At 42.0% G+C, this 20342-nt stretch carries 14 protein-coding genes; 1 reads left to right on the plus strand and 13 read right to left on the minus strand.

What is annotated here, in order from left to right; translation table 11 throughout:
* Nucleotides 1-16: 16 nt before the first annotated feature.
* The 6 genes from KSX81_RS24515 to KSX81_RS24540 all read right to left on the minus strand — a co-directional run bounded on the left by KSX81_RS24515 (nucleotide 17) and on the right by KSX81_RS24540 (nucleotide 11899).
* A complete protein-coding gene (locus KSX81_RS24515) occupies nucleotides 17-3406 on the minus strand; it encodes a TonB-dependent receptor (RefSeq protein WP_195646457.1) in 3390 nt (1129 codons plus the stop codon).
* 127 nt (nucleotides 3407-3533) lie between these two features.
* The gene (locus KSX81_RS24520) at nucleotides 3534-4562 is read right to left on the minus strand and encodes a FecR domain-containing protein (RefSeq protein WP_004295831.1); all 1029 of its coding nucleotides are present in this window, start codon (nucleotides 4560-4562) and stop codon (nucleotides 3534-3536) included.
* A 77-nt stretch (nucleotides 4563-4639) separates the two neighbouring features.
* Nucleotides 4640-5227, minus strand: a complete 588-nt coding sequence (locus tag KSX81_RS24525) for an RNA polymerase sigma-70 factor (RefSeq protein WP_004325843.1) — start codon at nucleotides 5225-5227, stop codon at nucleotides 4640-4642.
* A 99-nt stretch (nucleotides 5228-5326) separates the two neighbouring features.
* Entirely contained in the window at nucleotides 5327-6781 is a 1455-nt protein-coding gene (locus tag KSX81_RS24530; RefSeq protein ID WP_004325842.1) for an AbgT family transporter, read from the minus strand.
* 35 nt (nucleotides 6782-6816) lie between these two features.
* Nucleotides 6817-7545, minus strand: a complete 729-nt coding sequence (locus KSX81_RS24535; RefSeq protein WP_004295828.1) for a DUF5932 domain-containing protein — start codon at nucleotides 7543-7545, stop codon at nucleotides 6817-6819.
* A 34-nt stretch (nucleotides 7546-7579) separates the two neighbouring features.
* The gene (locus tag KSX81_RS24540) at nucleotides 7580-11899 is read right to left on the minus strand and encodes a DUF5113 domain-containing protein (RefSeq protein WP_217725562.1); all 4320 of its coding nucleotides are present in this window, start codon (nucleotides 11897-11899) and stop codon (nucleotides 7580-7582) included.
* A gap of 153 nt (nucleotides 11900-12052) precedes the next feature.
* Between KSX81_RS24540 and KSX81_RS24545 the strand changes: the two genes are divergently transcribed.
* On the plus strand, nucleotides 12053-12991 hold the full coding sequence (locus KSX81_RS24545; protein ID WP_008777022.1) for a ribose-phosphate pyrophosphokinase: 939 nt from the start codon (nucleotides 12053-12055) through the stop codon (nucleotides 12989-12991).
* 189 nt (nucleotides 12992-13180) lie between these two features.
* Here KSX81_RS24545 and KSX81_RS24550 read toward each other — a convergent pair whose 3' ends face one another.
* From KSX81_RS24550 to KSX81_RS24580, 7 genes are all read right to left on the minus strand, one after another.
* Nucleotides 13181-14350: a phosphatidylinositol-4-phosphate 5-kinase gene (locus KSX81_RS24550; RefSeq protein WP_008777023.1), complete on the minus strand. Its 1170-nt coding sequence runs from the start codon at nucleotides 14348-14350 to the stop codon at nucleotides 13181-13183.
* A gap of 85 nt (nucleotides 14351-14435) precedes the next feature.
* Entirely contained in the window at nucleotides 14436-15719 is a 1284-nt protein-coding gene (locus KSX81_RS24555) for a M16 family metallopeptidase (protein WP_008777024.1), read from the minus strand.
* A gap of 4 nt (nucleotides 15720-15723) precedes the next feature.
* Complete coding sequence (gene kdsB, locus KSX81_RS24560) at nucleotides 15724-16476, minus strand: 3-deoxy-manno-octulosonate cytidylyltransferase (protein ID WP_008777025.1); 753 nt, start codon at nucleotides 16474-16476, stop codon at nucleotides 15724-15726.
* Complete coding sequence (locus KSX81_RS24565; protein WP_217725564.1) at nucleotides 16477-16863, minus strand: 2-amino-4-hydroxy-6-hydroxymethyldihydropteridine diphosphokinase; 387 nt, start codon at nucleotides 16861-16863, stop codon at nucleotides 16477-16479.
* A gap of 125 nt (nucleotides 16864-16988) precedes the next feature.
* Complete coding sequence (locus KSX81_RS24570; RefSeq protein WP_009039563.1) at nucleotides 16989-19316, minus strand: transglycosylase domain-containing protein; 2328 nt, start codon at nucleotides 19314-19316, stop codon at nucleotides 16989-16991.
* Nucleotides 19317-19569: 253 nt separating this feature from the next.
* Complete coding sequence (locus tag KSX81_RS24575; RefSeq protein WP_151433315.1) at nucleotides 19570-19662, minus strand: smalltalk protein; 93 nt, start codon at nucleotides 19660-19662, stop codon at nucleotides 19570-19572.
* A gap of 68 nt (nucleotides 19663-19730) precedes the next feature.
* Nucleotides 19731-20261, minus strand: coding sequence for an HU family DNA-binding protein (locus KSX81_RS24580; RefSeq protein WP_008022512.1), 531 nt, complete (start codon nucleotides 20259-20261; stop codon nucleotides 19731-19733).
* Nucleotides 20262-20342: the final 81 nt, after the last annotated feature.

A 20342-nucleotide genomic window follows, 5' to 3' on the forward strand; every position in this document is an offset into this window, starting at 1 on the left:
TTAAATTGTGAAACAATCAGAATGAAAGGTTTATACCGAACGAATACTGTCTCATATACGGATAGGTAAAACCACGTTGTCCTAAATCATCCGTGACAGAACGTTCCGGATCAAGTCCCTTCGGCAAGTGGTCGAACGTATAAAGATTCTCACCACTGAAGAACACAGCCAGATTATTAACTCCAATCTTACTCATCCACTTAGACGGGAAATTATAAGAAAGCGTTATATTACGAATACTTAAGTACGATCCATCCTGTAGATAACGAGTCTGTACACGTGTATTGGCATCTGTATTTCCGGCCGCTTTCTCATAAATACGGGGGAAATAACTATTCGTATTTTCCGGAGTCCAATAATTCAACTGTGAATCATAAACGGTAGTCCAAGCATCATAATGCGGATAAAACAGATCGTTCATCACCCACAAATCTCGTTTACCAACTCCTTGCAGCAAGAATGACAGAGAAAAACCGTTCCAACTTGCACTACCATGAATACCATACTGATAACGCCGGGTATTATTACCAATGATTTTACGGTCTCCCGGATCTTTCGTTGTACTGGTACCACTGTTGATAATATCATTACCATCCAAGTCCTTATATAATATATCTCCCGGATTCGGATTATAACCTTCCACTTTAGCAATACCCGGTTTCAGTTTGCCATCTGCATCGAAATCATCCACTGTGTACAAACGATCGGTCACATACCCCCAAATTTCACCCAGTTCCATTCCTACGCGATATGTTTCATTATCGTTCTTGTCCTTGCCAAACAGTCCTGTTTCGTTGTTGTATTTAGTAATCTTTGTTTTCGCATCGTAAAGATTAAAGCCTATGCTATATTTCACTTTTCCGATCTGATCGTTCCAGTCAACCGAGATTTCCCAACCTTTAGAACGAAGGTCAGCCGTGTTCTGTAAAGGGGCACTTGCACCTAATACACCCGGAAGTTCAGAGCCCGGAGCAAGCATACCCTTAGTATCTCTACGATACCAGTCGAACACCATATTCAATCTGTTATCCAATAGCCCAAGATCGAATCCGACATCAATTGTCGTTACTTTTTCCCAAGTAAAGCTATTGCTAACCAAAGCAGCTGGTTTCAAAGTAGTAACTTTAATACCGGAAACAGTCCAATAAGCCTGTTCCGCATCCATACCGGGAATATATGCGTAAGGAGTGATGCTCTGATTTCCAATATTACCCCAAGAACCACGCAATTTCAAGTTCGAAAGAACAGAGTTCAAAGGTTTCATAAACGCTTCCTCGCTGATACGCCATCCGGCGGAAACCGAAGGGAAGAAACCGAAACGGCTATTCTTCGGGAATTTGGAAGAACCGTCATAACGTCCGTTCGTTTCAAGCAAATACTTGCCGGCAAACGAATAGTTAATGCGATAGAATAACCCTCTTACCGTATAACGTTCAAATTTGTCTTTAGCAAAATAATCACCTGTCGACTGCGAAATAGACGGCAGATCTTCATTAATCATATTCATACGCGACATCTCAGCATAACGATAATCACTACTCTCCTGATTGAAACCTCCCATCACCGTTACATCATGTTTGCCCCATGAGTTGTTATAGTTAGCATAGAAGTTCAATGCATTATAATCCGTAATACCATTGGAATATTCATACTTGGAATTGGCAGTGGAAACCTCTTTCACAAAGTTACCTCCATGTGCATAATAGAACTTCTTCTCAAATTTCGTTTTCTCGTTACTTAGATGATTGAATGTATACTCACCAATCAACTTCACATTCTTCAAAGGACTGATCGTAACCTTTCCGAAAATACGAAGATTATTCTTTTGAATAGTTGTCGGATATGCCAGATCAATCAAGTTACGAGGAGTATTGATCGGTAATTCTTCGCCGTCAATATTCATTGTTCCAGTAGGGAAATAAGAAGGGAATGCGACTGCTGCTCCCCATATACCATATCCTCCGGAAGTTTCCGGCAATGAAGAGTTCGAGTTCGTATATTTAATATCCAATTCCGGAGTAATCCATGAAAACACATCCGAGCGGAGATAAGAAGACACGTTGTAACGCTTGTACGTATCTTTATCCGAAGCCAGTACCCCATTTTCATTCACCATACCGAAGGAGAAACGATAAGAAATATCTTTCGTACCGCCACCTACCGAGATATTATGAGTTTGCTGGAAACCAGTCTCCATCATATCATCGAAAAGATCAGTTTCTGCCAAGCTATAACGCAGCCCGTCCACCATTGCATAACCATCCGGATATGCAGACGGATTAGCATTATATTCCTTCAAAAGTCCCAACCAGGTATCTACGTTCTGACCACTTTGATAATTGATTGTCCCCATGTCCTTATAAGCCTGTACCGTTTGGAGCGGAGTAGCCTTATGAGGCATATTGGCAGGTCTGCTAAAAGAGAAGTTATTTGAATAATTAATAGAGAGTTTAGTTGCATCCGAGCCTTTCTTTGTAGTAATCAAAATCACACCGAAAGCTGCCCGTGCTCCGTAAATAGCAGAAGATGCCGCATCCTTCAAAACAGTCACCGATTCAATATCGTTCGGATCGAGCATATTAATATCCATCTCCACGTTATCCACCAGCACCAGCGGTTTCCCATTCTTATCCAAACTGTTGACACCACGAATGTTGAAGCTCATTTCTTCACCGGGTCTTCCTGAATTACCTGTAATCTGCAAGCCGGGCATTGCCCCTTTCAAAGCGTCACTCACAGACACCACCGGACGGTCACCTAAAACATCATCCATCTTCACACTGCTCACCGCACCTGTCAGGTTCGCTTTCTTTTGTACGCCGTAACCAACAACTACTACTTCGTCTATTAACCGAGTATCTTCTTTCAAAGTTACATTGAGAGGACGTTGATCTTTCACCACCACTTCCTGTGTGGCATAGCCGATATACGATATGGATAAACGGGCATTCGGAGTAACCATCAAAGAAAAATTGCCATCCATATCCGTAATGGTACCTTCCGTAGAATCGACTACTTTCACATTTGCCCCAATCACCCCTTCACCTGTAGGATCAGTGATTCTACCTTTTAAGACAAACACTTTTTCCTGTTCTTTCTGCGGTGTCACTGCATGGAACATAATCACCCGGGGTCCGTTCACTTCATAACTGACGTCCGTACCGGCCAGCAATTGTCCCATCACATCATTAATAGTACCGTTATTTATATTCACAGAGACTTTCCTATTCAAATCAATGTCATTATTACGAATCAGGAAAGAGTAATTGCCTTGCTTCTTTATTACTTCAATGGCTTCTTTCAAAGTAATATTATCTACTTTCACACTGAATCGCTTACTTTGTTCCTGTGCCGATAGCTGGAAACCACCAGTCAAAACGTTTCCTACAGACAAAAGCAGAAGCATTAATAATATTCTTTTTACTATTAATCTCATATTTTTCACTATTAAAGGTTAACATAATATCTTTCTATACAACGCTGAACCGCCGATATATCTATCGACTAAGTTCCCAATCATACTTTACTTTTTCTTATTTTACCTCCTTTTTCTTGTCAGTTATAAAGATAGTGTCTCCACTAACTTTCCATGTATATTGCTTCTCAACGTTGATTTCTCCCAATATATCATTGATACTTTGATTACTATTGAAACATCCGGAAAAGCGTTCCGCTTTCAGACGTTCACTCTCTAAACTGATCTTCACCTGGAATTTGCGCTCCAGACGGTGTGCGATGTCGGCAAACGGAGCATCTTCAAATGTCAGGCCACCATCCAACCAGTCACAGGCAGAACTAGCATTTGATTTCATTTTCTCCATGCGGCCCGTATTCTTATCGTAAAAAGCCTGTTCGCTAGGGAATAGTTTCATTACCGAACCGGACAAAGTGGCTAAATTGACACGACCTTCCAACAAAGATACCATTACATAATTATCGTCATCATAAGCGCGTACATTAAAAACAGTCCCTACCACCTTTACCTGTACACCATTCGTATTTACAAAGAAAGGAATCTTCTCATTTTTCGCCACCTTGAAATATCCTTCGCCATCAAGCGTTACATCACGTTCACGAATACCGAACCCACGGCAATAACGTAACACAGAACCCGCATTCAATGAAACCTCTGTTCCATCCGGAAGCACAATATTCGTCCGCGAACCAGCTGGCACTTTAATTTCATAAGGAGAATCCGCATTCGTATATACTTCCGTAAGATTTTCAGTATAAGTGTACCAGAAGTAATTACAGCCCAACAACAAAATAATTGCAGCAGCTACCTTCAGCCACACAGGAACTATCTTCCGCGAACGGACAGGTTTCATCTCAGCAGCGGCTATTTTTTCTTTTATCTGTGATAAATTAGCATCCTCTACTTTGGCAAATGCAGGCACAGAAGAAACAGCCCATACTGCGGACATCTCCCGGAAAATTTTAGCTGCATCTTCATTGGAAGCCAGATAAGCGAACAGAGCTTCTTTCTCCTCTTCGGTGCAGTTACCGGACAGATAGTTGCTTATCCGGATTTCCAATTCTTCTATATGATAAGAGTCATTCATAAACGTACTTTTTCTATGGGTGTATATAACTAGATACGCAATAAAAAAAGAAACGTTTAAAAGAAAAGCGATTTTTTTTAGAGAAACATCAAAATAGCTATCATATAAGGAGTACCCAGTGATTCGCGTAGCTTAGTCAATGCTATTTTCATCTGTACTCTTACAGTGGTCACATTAATATTCTGCTCCTCGGCAATTTCACTGTATGTCTTACCCTCATACAAACTTGCTTTAAATATGGCACGGCATTTGGCTGGCAATTCCTCCACCTTCTTCATGATGATGGTATTCATTTCGCTATGCTCCAATGCCTGCAAAGGATTATCGGAAGAAAGAATATGATTTTCGAGAAAAGCCCAGATTTCTTCCATCTGTTCCGTCATCTGTTTTTCGTTGAAGCAGGAAGAACGCAGATAACTAATACTTGCGTTTTGAATAGCACGCCGCAAGTACGGAAGAGCCGGGTGAGTGATATGGTGGCGATTCTGCCAAAAAGCGACAAAGACATCATTCACAATCTCCCCTGCCACCCTCTTGTCATGCACATAATAAACAGCTATCGCACACAAATAAAGGTAGTAGGTATGATAGATTTTATCAAATGCTTTTGTATTACCGTGATTTAACTGTTCAATTAGATTTTCAGAGATTTCTGGTAGATTCATTCGTTGTCTTTCTTTAAGGAACGGTGCAAATATAGCGATTAATTCAGAAAAACAAAATTCCAATCAGATAAACCGGAGCCCGGCAATCATTCCTTAACCCTACAATCCCATCGGTATTTTCAACAAATACCAAACGATAAACAGCAATGTCCAGACAACCAGGATGCCTAATGAATATCTCCAAGTATATTTCAGCAATGAACCATACGTAATCTGCTTATCATATTGCCGCATATAGGTAAGCACCAGAGGCATATAGAATAAGAAAGGAGTAATGGCATTCGTCGAACTATCTCCGATACGGAAAGCACATTGTGCTATATCCGGAGCAATTCCCATCTGTGCAAACATCGGGATAAAGATAAAAGACATAAAAGCCCATTTGGAGGTAGCAGATACCATAATCAGATTTATCAATGCCGTAAACAGAATAAACAGAACAAGAGCAGACAAAGGAGCCGGTTCAAACGAAGAAAGCAAGTCAGCCCCCATAATCGCCAGACATTTATCCAGATGGGAATATTCAAAACAGGCAAACATCTGCGCAGCGAAGAAAGCGATAACGAAATACACTCCAAGAAGCTTCATTGGCTGCGTAAGTCCTTCAATCACATCATTGTCAGTGCGATACCGTCCGGAACTGAATCCATAAGCCATTCCCGTAATACCTGCTCCCAAAGAAAGCAAAAACAAAATACCGGCAATAAAAGGCGAATGCATCAAACCACCATTCACACCCCGCAAAATTCCATAAGAAGAAAAAGTAAGCCACAAGATAAGAGCCACATAGATAGCTGCCACAACAATGGAAATCATAATGGCACGCCGCTCTTTACGAGACAGAGGATGGTAAGCCACCACCTTCATACTGCCTTCATACTTACCTAACGTAGGAAGAAGCCATTTTTGAGTAATCCAATACACAATAGCCGTAATGGCCACCGTTGAAGCACTCATAAAAAAGTAATTGCAAAGAGGTTCTGTATTCCCCTGATAACCCGTTTGTGCCAGTGCAGCCTCTTGCGTGGTATGCGCCAACAACGGGTCCATCGTACTCAATACAATATTAGCACTATACCCGCATGCAACGGAAACATAAGCCGTAACAATCCCTGCAATCGGATGAAGCCCCACCCATTGAAACAGCATAGCAGCAATAGGCAATAAAATGATATATCCACCATCACCAATGGCATTCGACAACAAGCCAAGTACAATCACCCACAAGACGATCTTCCTCTTTTCCTGTCGGTTTCCCACCCCCATGCGGATACATGCATCAATAAAACCGGAATGTTGTGCCACTCCCAATCCAAACATAGCAATTATCACCATACCTAACGGAGCAAAGCCCGTGAAATTCTTAATAGCGTTCCGCAACCACCAACGGATTCCTTCGGGACTCAACAGGCTTTGTACACGGATGTCCTCACCTGTTTGTGGCAATGTCACTTTCAACCCATAGATATCGCATATCCATGAAAGAAAGACCACTGCCATTGTTAGCAGAAGGAACATCGTAGCGGGATGGGGCATACGCCATTTATTCTTCATCATTTTCCGGGATTATTTTTCGTTTGCTTTAGCAACTACTCCTCGTCAGGCTCCAGATTATCCAGATCAATAATACGCAATTCCAATGCACGTACTGCCAACCGGGTAGCATTCACTCCCACTCGTTCTCCATTCGGAAAAAGACGTCCGATAAGATCATTCTGCCGTTTCTCCAATGATTTCACACCAAAAGGCATTCCTTTCAGATTGGCAATCATCTCTTTCGTATAACCCAAAGCCAGATGACGGAGAAAACGTTCATCGTATTCATCAATATCATAACTGATGACAGCCTCCTGACGCTTGGCATCATTGGCTACCGATTTCTTGAAACGATCTACAATCTTTTCCAGAATCGGATAGTTAAATACCAATTTCTTTCCATCCATCACAGCCTGTACATCTGTTTTCGTCAGTAGCTCACCCGTTTTGAGGATGATTCCATCGGCACCGGCATTCAATACGTCCACCCACAACTTTTCGTTCAGAATCTCACCCGTGAAGATCAATACCCGAACTCCTTTGTAACGTTTGAATATATTCTTGCAAATATCAACACCAATGGTCGTAGAACCTCCCAGTCCTAAGTCCAACAATACCAGATCGGGAAGCTGGGCCTCCATCAACGGCCAAAACTCACTTTCCGTCATTGCCGTGCCGATCACTTCTGCATTCGGTATTTCATGACGGAATATTTCTTCTGTCCCTTTCAACTCCAGTTTTACATCCTCTACAATAATAACTTTAAACTTCTGTTCTTCCATGTTCCTTATCTAATAACTTTTATGTGTTTTCCTTTTATCGGCGCGGAATAGTGAAATAAACCGTAAACCCGCCGCCTTCAGCCGGCTCGGCATTGATACGGCATCCCCTACGCCCCGCAAATTCGTCGTGGTCACGGATAATCTGCTTACATACCAGATATTCCGTTCCCCTCAACTCCCCTTTTTCACCGGAAGTCATACGTGCCAGATTCGGATAAAATAGTTGATTCAACTCTTCCACACTCTTCTCGCGTCTCGTATCCGTAAAGAGGAAACGAACATATTCATTATCCTTGCGCGCTTGCAAACGTATCACTCCATCTTCACGTACAGTCAATGCTTCATCAATCAAATTCTCCAATAGAAAACGCAACTGATTCACGTCTCCTATCACCTTCGCCTCCATCGGCTCTATTTCCAATTCTATCCTCTCCGGCCGATTCTTTATCAACTTCTTGAAATATTTTCCGGCAGCATCCAAAAGTTCCTGTACCGGAATCACCGTACGCCGGAAAGTGACCTCCTCCAATTGACGGGAAGCACACGAGCTCAAAATCGTAAAGATTCCCTTATAGTATTCAATCAATTCCGTCATAGTCTCCACCGCTTCACGCTCCTCCGTTTCCGAAAGATTCTGCGCATTCAACCGCCCTACAATCTGCTTGATTTTATTCGGATAATAAATCGTCTCATGTTTAATAGTCGACAGACAGTTGTCAAGCACCATATTCTGAACATGCAACATGCTGTCTTCCCAGGAAGCCCGACGTGTTTCTTCGTGTGCCGACTCGATATCCCGATATTTTGTAGCCAGTTTCACCACTGCGTTAAACACAACAATAGCCACATAACGAGCTACCAGTTCAAAAAGCAGTCGATCCGTCTCCTGTTCCGTTCCTTCTCTGCGCTCCAGATAAAGCACACCAACACATTGATGCTCGCTCCCTGCTTCCACCATCAGCGGAATTGCCTGAAGATGCTGTTCAGAAAGATATTTCCCGGAACTAAAACACTGCTCTACCATCTCCGGCATTTCCTGTCCGGGACGAGAAGCATATTCCAGCCGGTGTGTCGTTTCATTATAAACGGCAATTCCCATCCGGTCAATCGTCAGTAATTCATTTACCGAACCAAATGCTTCATCCACAATCCGCTGCGGAATTTCTTTAAGCGTACTCTCTTCCCGTTGAAGTGCCTCTGCATTTTCCTGTTCCTGCGGTCTCACCAAAGATGCAGCAAACACCTTCTGGTTAATCTCAAGTACCTGTTCGAGATTCAAACGATTCTGCAAACGTTTTCTCATGTACAGAAAATAATATCCAACCAACGAAACAATCAATAAAACAAAGCATAAAATAATCCCTACCGTCTTATTGGTATTCGAACGCTCCAACTGCCGGCAATATGCTTCGAGAGTTTGATCCTCTCCCTGCAACTTATACAAATCCGTAAATGCCGAATTATTATAACTATATGCATCCAACTGTTTCAAAGCCAGAAAAGCAACCGCTGCCTCATTCCTGATATCCAAAATTACATGATAATCCGAATCAAACAATTCGTTCCACCAACTGATTTCAGCAGGCGTTCCCTCACCTACCAGCTTCATATACCGATGTGGACGATCCGGACGCGCATATTTTTCATAATGCTCATTCAGAAAAAGCATTGCAGAATCTATATATTGCAAAGCCAACTCATAATTTTCATCCACATTAGCAAAATAGGCAGCATTCGCATAATCCGACGCTACATCCAGCAAATCCTCATACGCAGAATCCATAACTACTACAATCGAATCGCCATCCTGCAACATGGGAGGAATCGGATCATGCAGACAAGAAACCATCCCCAACGGAAGCAACAAGCAAAGCAACAATACCCCCATTGCTTTACGCACTCCCGAAGGCAAACGAAAATAAAAACGGCTTCCCTTCCCCAGTTCACTCTCCACATCAAAAACGCATCCCCGGAATAAATCATTCGTTTTCTTATACTTCTCAATGATTCCCTTACAATTCATCAATCCGAAACCACTACCTTTGTTTTCTTTCAACACTTCCGGATCGGCTGCATTCTTCATTCCGATCACGCGGGAATCATACACCTTCTCACCAATGATATGCGCCACATCCTCTTCGGAAATACCTCTTCCGTTATCCTCCACAGAGATCTCGACATACGCATCCTCCGTAGTGCGGGCATACACTTTAATGGTTCCTCCTTCCGGAGTATATTTACGGGCATTTTCTGCCAGCGTATTAATCATAAACAAAGTCAGTGCCCGGTCGGCCTTCACCATAACCGTAGTCGGTTCAATTTCCAACTTCTGATTTTTCATTTCAAAAGCACGTCTTCCCTTGCCTAGCAGCTCAAACAGTTCATTGAGACTGAAAGTTTCAATATTCAGGCTAAGCGTTCCTTGCTTCATCTTAATCCAAAGAGCCAGAATATCGTTGTACTCATTAATCGTAGTTACCAGTTCGTCAATGTATTGATACTTCTCTTTCTTAATCTTCGCATTATCAATATACCCCCGCTCCGTCAACTTATGCACCTCGTTCAAGATACGGTCGATATAAGGATTAATTCCATTGACAATAGCCAGACAAGCCTTCTTTATAAGATTCTGGCGTTTATTTCCTGCAATATGCTGTTCGTAAACATACCGTTGCTTTTCCAACTGCATCCGCTCGTCACTCAACGCTTCCACCATCTGCTCATTGTCCGCAGCCCAAACAATATACGGCTCAAGCACATGCACCAAAGCTTTTTCATCACGGTTCAACCGATGCAGAGGAACCAGTGCCGCTTTTCCTTCCTCCGGAATTTCCAGTTGAAGACGTCCTTTCCCAAATAATTGATCGATACCTTGTTGAATTAATGGAACATTCATCGGAATGGACGAAGTTATGTCCCGACAAAGAGTCAGAATCCGTTGCAGACGCTCCACGTCTACCTGATTCCTTATTTTAGACCGTTTATTGAAAAACCACCAAAGAATAACCACTAGTACAAGCCCGACAATAACCAAAGAAAGTACAAGCGTCATTTGTCGTGAATCGGCTTCCAATGAAAGATAGCGGCTCTCCAACTCCTTATCCTGACGGGTATAATTCAAAATATCCAAATATATATTCCGGTTGTAATCAGAAGCATACTTCATCCCGAGCCCCGCATACGACACACTCAATTGCTCCCGAATTCTTGAGATCCATTCAGGTACCGTTCTCACATCTTCCTGCATGATCCATGGAACCCCGGTATAAGTCGTATCTCCTTCTACAAAAACATGTAGTTTATCCAATGTATCCGCCGCATGGTGATAATAGAGCATGTGATGTTGATTCACACAATCCAACGCTTTTGCAAGCGTATCCAATGCCTCCGTATAACGTCCGTGCTCATTCATATATTTACCGATAGACACATACGCACCGGCAATCTGATACAAATCATTGTACTCACGAAATTTTTCAAGCGCACGCTGTGCCATTCGCAAAGGCAAAAGCGAATCTACGGGAAACCCAAACTGATCTAGCGCATATCCCCTTCTCGTCCGAAAAAGTTCGAAATTATTAGGTGAAACCATCAGATTAGCCAATCCTTGCAGACCATTTCCTTCGAAATAAGGATGATTAGTCTGAACAGCTGTCCGCCAGGTAATATAAAGTTGGTCGAACTCACGCATTTTCCGGTCTTCCGGCTTGGTTGCTTCCACCAACGAGGCCGAACCTTTAATATAATGATAATAAAGCAACTGATTAGTATCTGTCAAAGCTTCATCTTCCGGAATCCGGTTAAGAGATGTGATGGCCTCCTGCCGTTGCTGCAGATAGTAATAATAAATAGAAGAAACGATGAAAAATTCGGTGAATGCATAATCCAGCCGTAGTGCCTCGTGACGGTCGGCAAACAAATCACTCTCTTCACGAATACGTTTCATGCGCTTGAGCGCACTATTACGATAATCATAAAATTCTTTGTTCATAGCCGTCCGCTGACAGATTTTCATCAGTCCGATGTCGGCAATCAACAGTTCGAGTTCATTTTTAGTCAGTTTATATACTTCCTTATGCAACGCTTCCGCCCGGTCAAAGTCCATAGCCATAAAAGCACAGAACCCCAGGTTGTTGGATGCTTCCGCTTTCCCCGACTTGTAGAAATTCACCTGTCTATAGGCTTCATTGGCATATTTATAAGAAGAATCCAGGCTTCGATAACGATAAGCATACGCTTTCCCGTTTAATGAATCAATCAGGCGCACCTCTTTGGTCGGCACCATATCAGTGCACGAAAAAAAAGAGGCAAACAACACTATACCTATTATATATAAAGGAAAGCGTGAACTCATTTTTGACTATTAACTGTTTTCAGAAAGCAAATCTACAAATATTTCCGATAAGTTGGAGAGAAAAATATTTTTTATACAATAAGTCCTTCTAAATAATAAGAGAAATTCCTACCTTTGCAGGCAAATTAACAAATAGGTAACATCTATTACAAAATGAGCGAAAAAGCACCCTTTATGGTATTCTCGGGAACGAACTCGAGATATCTGGCAGAAAAAATCTGCGCAAGCCTGGATTGTCCTCTGGGAAATATGAACATTACCCATTTTGCCGATGGCGAATTTGCTGTTTCATATGAGGAGTCAATTCGTGGCGCACACGTATTCCTGGTTCAATCCACTTTCCCTAATTCAGACAACCTGATGGAACTTCTCTTGATGATCGATGCTGCAAAACGTGCGTCTGCAAAGAGTATTGTAGCTGTAGTCCCCTATTTCGGATGGGCACGTCAGGATAGAAAAGACAAACCCCGTGTATCTATCGGCGCTAAGTTGGTAGCCGACCTGCTGTCTGTTGCAGGTATCGACCGTCTGATTACGATGGACTTGCATGCAGACCAGATTCAGGGATTCTTCAATATCCCGGTAGATCACCTGTACGCATCAGCAGTATTCCTTCCTTATATCCAGTCATTGCAACTGGAAAATCTGGTTATTGCTACACCGGATGTAGGAGGTTCAAAACGTGCCAGTACTTTCTCCAAATACCTCGGTGTACCATTGGTACTCTGTAACAAATCACGTGAAAAAGCCAATGAAGTAGCATCTATGCAAATCATCGGTGACGTAGAAGGTAAAAACGTAGTATTGATTGACGATATCGTAGACACTGCAGGAACAATTACCAAAGCAGCCAACATCATGTTGGATGCCGGTGCCAAATCTGTACGCGCCATCGCCAGCCACTGCGTAATGTCTGATCCGGCTTCTTTCCGCGTGCAAGAGTCTGCCCTGACAGAAATGGTATTTACCGACAGCATCCCATACGCAAAGAAATGTCCGAAAGTAAAACAGTTGAGTATTGCCGATATGTTTGCTGAAACAATCAAACGAGTGATGAATAACGAATCTATCAGTTCACAATACATCATTTAATAGATGATAGGTGACAAATGCTAGTTGATAGTTGAAGTTACTTTCAACAGGAAATTATAAAATGGATAATGACCGCTTTGGGTTATTATCCATTTTTCTTTGTCCATACCAATTATCATTATTCCATCATCTGGTACATATATGCAAAAAAATAGGCCACGCAATGCGCAGCCCACTACCATTTATCATCTATTGAAGTCTTCCGAATTTATAGGTTCCTTTTTTAATCACCTTCCCATCTTTATCTGTTTCCACAAAAGGACCATTTTTCTTTCCTTGTTTGAAAAAGCCCTCGAAGCGATTACCATCTTTGTCGATTTGTACGCCCTGTCCATCTTCCAATCCGTCAACAAAGCCACCTTTATATTGCATCCCAGCAACGGTTTTCAGAGTACCCTGTCCATTGGGACGGTTGTCTTTCCAATCACCGTCATAAACATCGCCATTGCTCCATTTATAGACTCCTCTGCCATCACGTTTATTGTTTTTCCAGCTTCCTTCGTACACAGCACCATTCGCCCAGGTAAAAGTACCCTTTCCGTCTTGCATGCCATTTTTGAAATTACCTACATACTTGTCGCCGTTAGCATGATAATAAACTCCTTCACCGGTGCGTTCACCTAAGAGATAAGAACCTTCATAACGATCGCCCGTGTGAAAGTAGTAAGTACCTCTTCCGTGTTGAATATCATCCGCCCAGTCACCATCGTATTTATCTCCATTGGTATATTCAAATACCCCTTTTCCGTGACGGACATCATCTTTCCAATCTCCTTCATACTTACAGCCATCGTCCCAGTTCATGATACCTTTGCCGTTCTTCTTATCATTTTTCCAATGACCGGTATATTTGGCTCCATTCGCCCAAGTGTATGTACCTTCGCCTTCACGTTTATCATTCACCCAATGACCTACATATAAATCACCGTTATGATAATACATTGTTCCTTCACCATGCTGATAATCCTGATACCACATACCGTCGTAACGGTTGTTATTCATAAAATAATAGATACCTTTTCCATGCTGCTGATCCTGGAACCACTGTCCTTCGTACTTTTCTCCGTCAGGAAACATATAAATTCCATATCCTTCACGTTTCCCCTTCACATATTCACCTTCAAAGACATCACCGTTTTTAAAGACTGTTTTTCCTTTTCCATTCGGTTTTCGTCCTTTCATTTCTCCTGTATAGACACTGCCATCCTTAAAAGTATAGTTGCCAATCTTTATTTCAGTGGAGAATGTATCTTTAATTTTTCCGAAAAATCCGCCTTTTTTTCCTTCATTTTCTTGTGCCATCACTCCCTCTTGTGCAAGAAGAGCCAATAAAAGTGTAGTATATAGATATTTCCTCATTGGTTTTAGTCGTTACTCATTTTAGAATTACAATTTGGACAAAGATACAATTTCTATCCCAAACAGCCCACTTTCGGAAAGCAATTTATGACAACTTTTTACCTGCAATGACCTCTTTTAATGTCTCTTTGCACAAATAGCGCTGTGCCAAATCCTGTATTTCCATCGGAGTAACCTCATTCACAGCCAGCAGAGAACGTGAAAAGTAGTCATCATCCAGACCGGAAGTAGCTATGAAGATCCACGCATCCGAAAGTGAGAAAGGCGACTCATAACTACGGCACATTTCTCCCAACATATAGTTGCGTACAATAGTCAATTCTTCGGCTGACACAGGTTCCTGATGCAGGAGGTCTATTTCATGATACACTTCCTGTATCAACGGTTCCACATATTCATTATCCGTTTCTGTCGAGATAGCCAATAGTCCGCTATCCGGATAAAACATGATTCCTGCCGAAATACCATAAGTATATCCCTTCTCTTCACGAATATTAGACATCAGCCGACTACCGAAATAACCTCCGAATAAAGTCATCAATACCCGAAGTTTCAAATAATCAGGATGATTACGAGTAATGGTCGTATATCCCATCTTCACAGCACTCTGCATGGCGTCTTCACGCTCTGTAAAAATTCTCTTTCCGGGAACAGCAGTAAAAGGAAAACTTAATCTCGACACCTGCTGCTGATGCTGACCGAAAGAAGTGCCGAATGTATCTGTCACCCGGCTGATAATATCCTCCGTCACCTTACCGGACAAAAAGATAGAGCAATTACCCGAATGATAATACCGTTCATAAAATTCACGGAGCACTTCCGGAGTGATGGCATGATAATCTTCCTCCACCACTATTTTACCACATGGATGCTGTTCACCGTAAAGCGACTGCAACAGACTGCGGTGTGCCAGAAAATCAACTTTGGAAGTATTGACCTGGTATTGTTGGATATTGGTATCGAGAATGGTATGCAATTCCTTTTCCGGAAAAAGCGGTTCTCTAATCATGGATTCCACCACCTCCAATGTTTTCGCCAAATACTTATTCAACGAATAAACAGTGATATATGCATATTCCGACGAGCTGGACAATTCGAGCCATGAGCCGTAGTAATCCAGTTTTTCGGCAATGGTGGCAGCCGTATATTTTTTCGTGCCTTCGCGCAGCATCCGGTTCGTAAACAGAGCTTGCAGTTTCTGCGATTGCTGCCAGCGTCCCCCGGCAAAAAGCACATCTATGCGTACTACTTCCTGTTCACCCGCATTAATAACAGTCAACGGAATGCCGTTTGGCAACGTCATTCGAACGGGAGGAAGTATACGAAAATTTTTCAGGGTTTGTATTTCAGGTTGTATCGTACGATCCATAAGATTAGATTCTATTCTTCAAAAAATCTTCTGCCCGTTCCAAGTCTTGTGGAGTATCGATTCCAATAGTTTCCACCTCACTGATACCGACCTTTATTTTGTATCCGTTCTCCAGCCAGCGAAGCTGCTCCAAAGATTCGGCCAACTCCAAAGAAGACTGTGGAAGCATGGTAATCTCTTTCAGCACCTCTGTACGATACGCATACAATCCGATGTGCTTGTAGTAGGTATGTCCCTTCAACCAGTCCTGTTTCTCGGCATTACGCTGATAAGGAATGATAGAACGACTGAAATAAAGTGCGTTCCAGTTCTTGTTGACTACTACTTTCGGTGAATTCACGTTTTCCAGTACGGCAAACGGTTCATCGGCAGTAAAAGGCTTCACCAACGTAGCAATCTGCGTGGTTACATCTTCAAAACAAGCCTTTACCGCATCCAGTTGTGAAGGCTGAATAAAAGGCTCATCTCCTTGTATATTCACTACGACGTCAAAATCACCTCCAATCTTGGTACAGGCTTCATAACAACGATCCGTACCACTTTTATGGTGAACGGAAGTCATCACAACCTTTCCCCCGAACGCCTTAACGGCAGCTTCAATGCGTTCATCATCCGTAGCTACATAAGCGTCATCCAAAACGCCTGCCACTTGTTCGTATACGCGTTGTATGACTGTTTTTCCGCCCAACATAGCCAACGGTTTCGCAGGAAAACGAGTGGATGCATAGCGGGCAGGTATAATTCCAAGAAATTTCATCTACTTAATAAATAATGAAGAATGGAAAGCAGATAATGACTGTTGTATATATCCCCTTTGCCAATCCTCCGGTTTTAATATTTTGTTATCATATAAAAGCATGTCAATATCCAGACAAACTTTCTCCTCTTTTTTATCTTCCGGACGACGTCCGGACCTCTGTTCTATATCTTTCAGCATTTTCCTCACTACCTCTTCATCTTTATCGGAAAAGAACATAACCACTTGGTTGGAAAACAAGGCCGGATTCTTAAAAAATAAAGGTTCAGTTTCCAATTCGGGCGCAAAACATATAGAAGAGAACGATTCAGTCAGTTCCTGTCTGGCAAAAGTCAAATTCTCTTTCCTGTTGTAATTACTCCCTATGCAAACAATATACCTATGCATTAAAAAATAAGTATTTAAGTATTAGGTATTAAGTATTAGATATTAGAGATATTACACCTACAGTTCAGTGCCCCAAACGCCACGGGTTAATACTTAATACTTTATACTTAATACTTATTTCAGACTTAGTTAAAAAGATCGTCCAATCCCCCCTCTTCTATCACCTCTCCGTCCGGAGTTTCCGAACCGGCACACGGATCAAATCCTTCAGGAAGTTTGAATTTCTCCTGCTGGTCATATCCCAAAGTCGGGTCATCATACACTTTCTTCATATACAGTGCCCAAATAGGCAAAGCAGCAGCAGCTCCCTGTCCATAGGTCATTTTACCGAAGTGGATGTCACGTTCATCACCACCTACCCAACAACCGGATACCAGCGAAGGAGTAAATCCCATAAACCAGGCATCAGAGTTATCATTGGTCGTACCTGTTTTTCCACCCATATCGGCGGTAATTCCATAACGACGAACACGTCCACCTGTTCCTTCATTAATAACGGCGCGCAACATAACCAGCATTTTATATGCACTTGAAATACTTATCACCTCCTCCATTTGCGGTGCAAAGGTAGAAAGCACATTACCGTCACTATCTTCAATGCGTGTAACAAACAATGGAGCCACACGAATTCCTTTATTGGCAAAAGCTGTATATGCACTTACCATCTCACCGACAGAAATTTCACAAGGTCCCAGACAAAGCGAAACCACCGGGTCGATTGCTTTATTACGAACCCCAAAACTATGGATCAAACGTACAAGATTATACGGATTCAATTTGCCCATCAGATAAGCAGAAATCCAGTTGTCAGAATTAGCCAATCCCCACTTCAGAGTCACCATTTCCCCATAACGTTTATTATTTGCATTACGAGGCGTCCAAGGAGTTCCATTCTCATCAATCAACGTTTGCTCTACGTGGCGTGTCTGGTCGCAAGGAGAAAATCCATTTTCCATTGCTAATGTATACAAATACGGTTTGATAGTAGAACCTACCTGACGACGTCCCACCATTGCCATATCATACTGGAAATATACATAATTCGGTCCGCCTACATAAGCCTTCACATGTCCGCTTACCGGATCCATCGACATGAATCCTGTCCGCAAGAAAGATTTGTAGTAACGGATGGAATCCATCGGTGTCATAATTGTATCTTTATCTCCTTTCCAGGAAAAGACGGTCATTTCTTCCGGGGTATCGAACGCTTTACGAATCTGCTGTTCCGAAGCTCCCGCCTCTTTCATAAGACGATAACGATCCGTCTGCTTCATAGCTTTTGTCAGCAACTCCTCCACTCGTTTTTCCGGCAGTGATCTTGCGTATGGAGCATTTTTGCTTCCCTCTTTTTCTTTGAAAAACACAGGTTGCAAATAATCACCTAAATGCTCTTTTACTGCATCCTCTGCATATTGCTGCATACGTGAATTGATCGTCGTATAAATCTTCAATCCATCTGTATAGATGTTATAATTCGTACCGTCTTTCTTTTTATTTTTTGCACACCAACCATACAACGGGTTAGTTTCCCACGCGATGGAATCTTCGTAGAATTTTTGCATTTGCCAACCACGATAATCACTTTTTACCGGTTTCGGTGCTGTCATCACACCACGGAGATATTCGCGGAAATAGGTAGCCAATCCCTCTTTGTGGTCAACGCGGTTATATTTTAGTTTCAGCGGAAGAGCCTGCAAAGAATCACATTCTGCATCTGTGATATAACCAGCTTTACGCATCTGCTCAAGCACTACATTACGACGGCCACGCGAACGTTCGTTGAAACGAACCGGATTGTAAAGCGACGGATTCTTACACATACCAACCAGCGTAGCCGCTTCTTCAATCTTCAAATCCTTCGGTTCGCAGCCGAAATAGGTATGCGCAGCAGTTTTAATACCAACCGCATTATTCAGGAAATCAAATTTATTGAGATACATACTCAATATTTCCTCTTTGGTGTAGTAACGTTCAAGCTTCACCGCAATCACCCATTCAATCGGTTTCTGGAAAAGACGTTGCAGTGTATTTCTCGCCACATTCTCTGTAAACAACTGTTTGGCAAGCTGTTGCGACAAGGTACTACCTCCACCTGCATTTTTCTGAAACATCAAACCACGTTTTACAAACGCACGAAACAATGCCTTGGCATCAATTCCTGAATGTTCGACAAAACGAACATCTTCCGTTGCAATAAGAGCATTGATAATACTAGGCGACAAATCCTTGTAAGCTGTGTACACCCGGTTTTCCTTACTGTAAGACCACGTGCCAAGCACTTTTTCATCTTCAGAGAAAATCTCCGTTGCAAATTTATAACTCGGATTTTCAAGTTCCTCTACAGGAGGCATATAACCAATCCAACCCTTTGAGATAGAGACAAAGATGACAACAATAGCCAACACAATGACTGCCAGAAATATCCAAAGAGCCTTTATTATTTTTCGAATCATGTTTTTTCTTGCTTAAAATGACGCATTTAATTAAGGTACAAAGGTAGATAAAATCCGCTATTCAGCCAACGAGTTTGATTATAATTTCTATTTTGTTAAAATATGGAGCGGCACTCATAACAAATAGCACGAAACAAAACAAAAAAGAGCATTTTTCAAGAAAGTAATCCTCTATTATATCTAAAACACAAACAGGCGGGATTTTTCCCGCCTGTTATTCATTCATAAATATACCTATTTATAAGATAATCAATTACAAGTTTGCTGCCTGCACACCGACCACTCCGGCAATTGCACCAGCAACAGCAATAATCACTTTCAAAATAATACTCCACGTTTTTTTCATAGACATTTTTCTTTTTTTATTAAACACTAAATAAACACCCTAACCATCAATCGTTAATTGACAATTCATTATGCGGCAGGATCCGGTGCTTCTCCGCTACCGCCACCTTCATTTCCTCCGCCTTCTTCTCCGCCATCATCCGGTTTTTCAGGATCATTAGGAGAAATTGTCATATTAAGCTTCTTCAGATATTCATCCAAGCTAATCAAATCCAACTTCTCATCTGCACGGGTGGCAGTCTTTGTAACGCGCAGCTCTTTATTCGCCTGAAAAAAGATACGAACACTCTCTACACTTTTTGCATTAATATCCTTCGCCAATTCAGCACCTTTCGAACGAGCAGTCAACATAAAGACACCCAAACCTTCAATATTCACAGACTTACCTTCCAGCAGCTGCTCCTTCATCTTTTCCACAAAATTTTGAATCACACTCTTGATATCACCGACAGACAACGAAGAACGATCCTGCATTTTCTGTGCAATATATTTCAGATTGACAGACTGACCTAAAGTGATCAGATGCGGATAATATCTCTTGGGAGAATTGGGAACACGCGGATCTGTTGGGCGCGTAATGACTTTGTAAATTACACTCATACTACGTTTTTTTAAAGATTTAAATTCAAATTATTTATTCACGTTTTGTTGATCAACACTGCAAAGGTGAAGCTTTTATTC

It is taken from the genome of Bacteroides sp. MSK.18.37, assembly GCF_019129155.2.
Lineage (GTDB): Bacteria > Bacteroidota > Bacteroidia > Bacteroidales > Bacteroidaceae > Bacteroides > Bacteroides ovatus.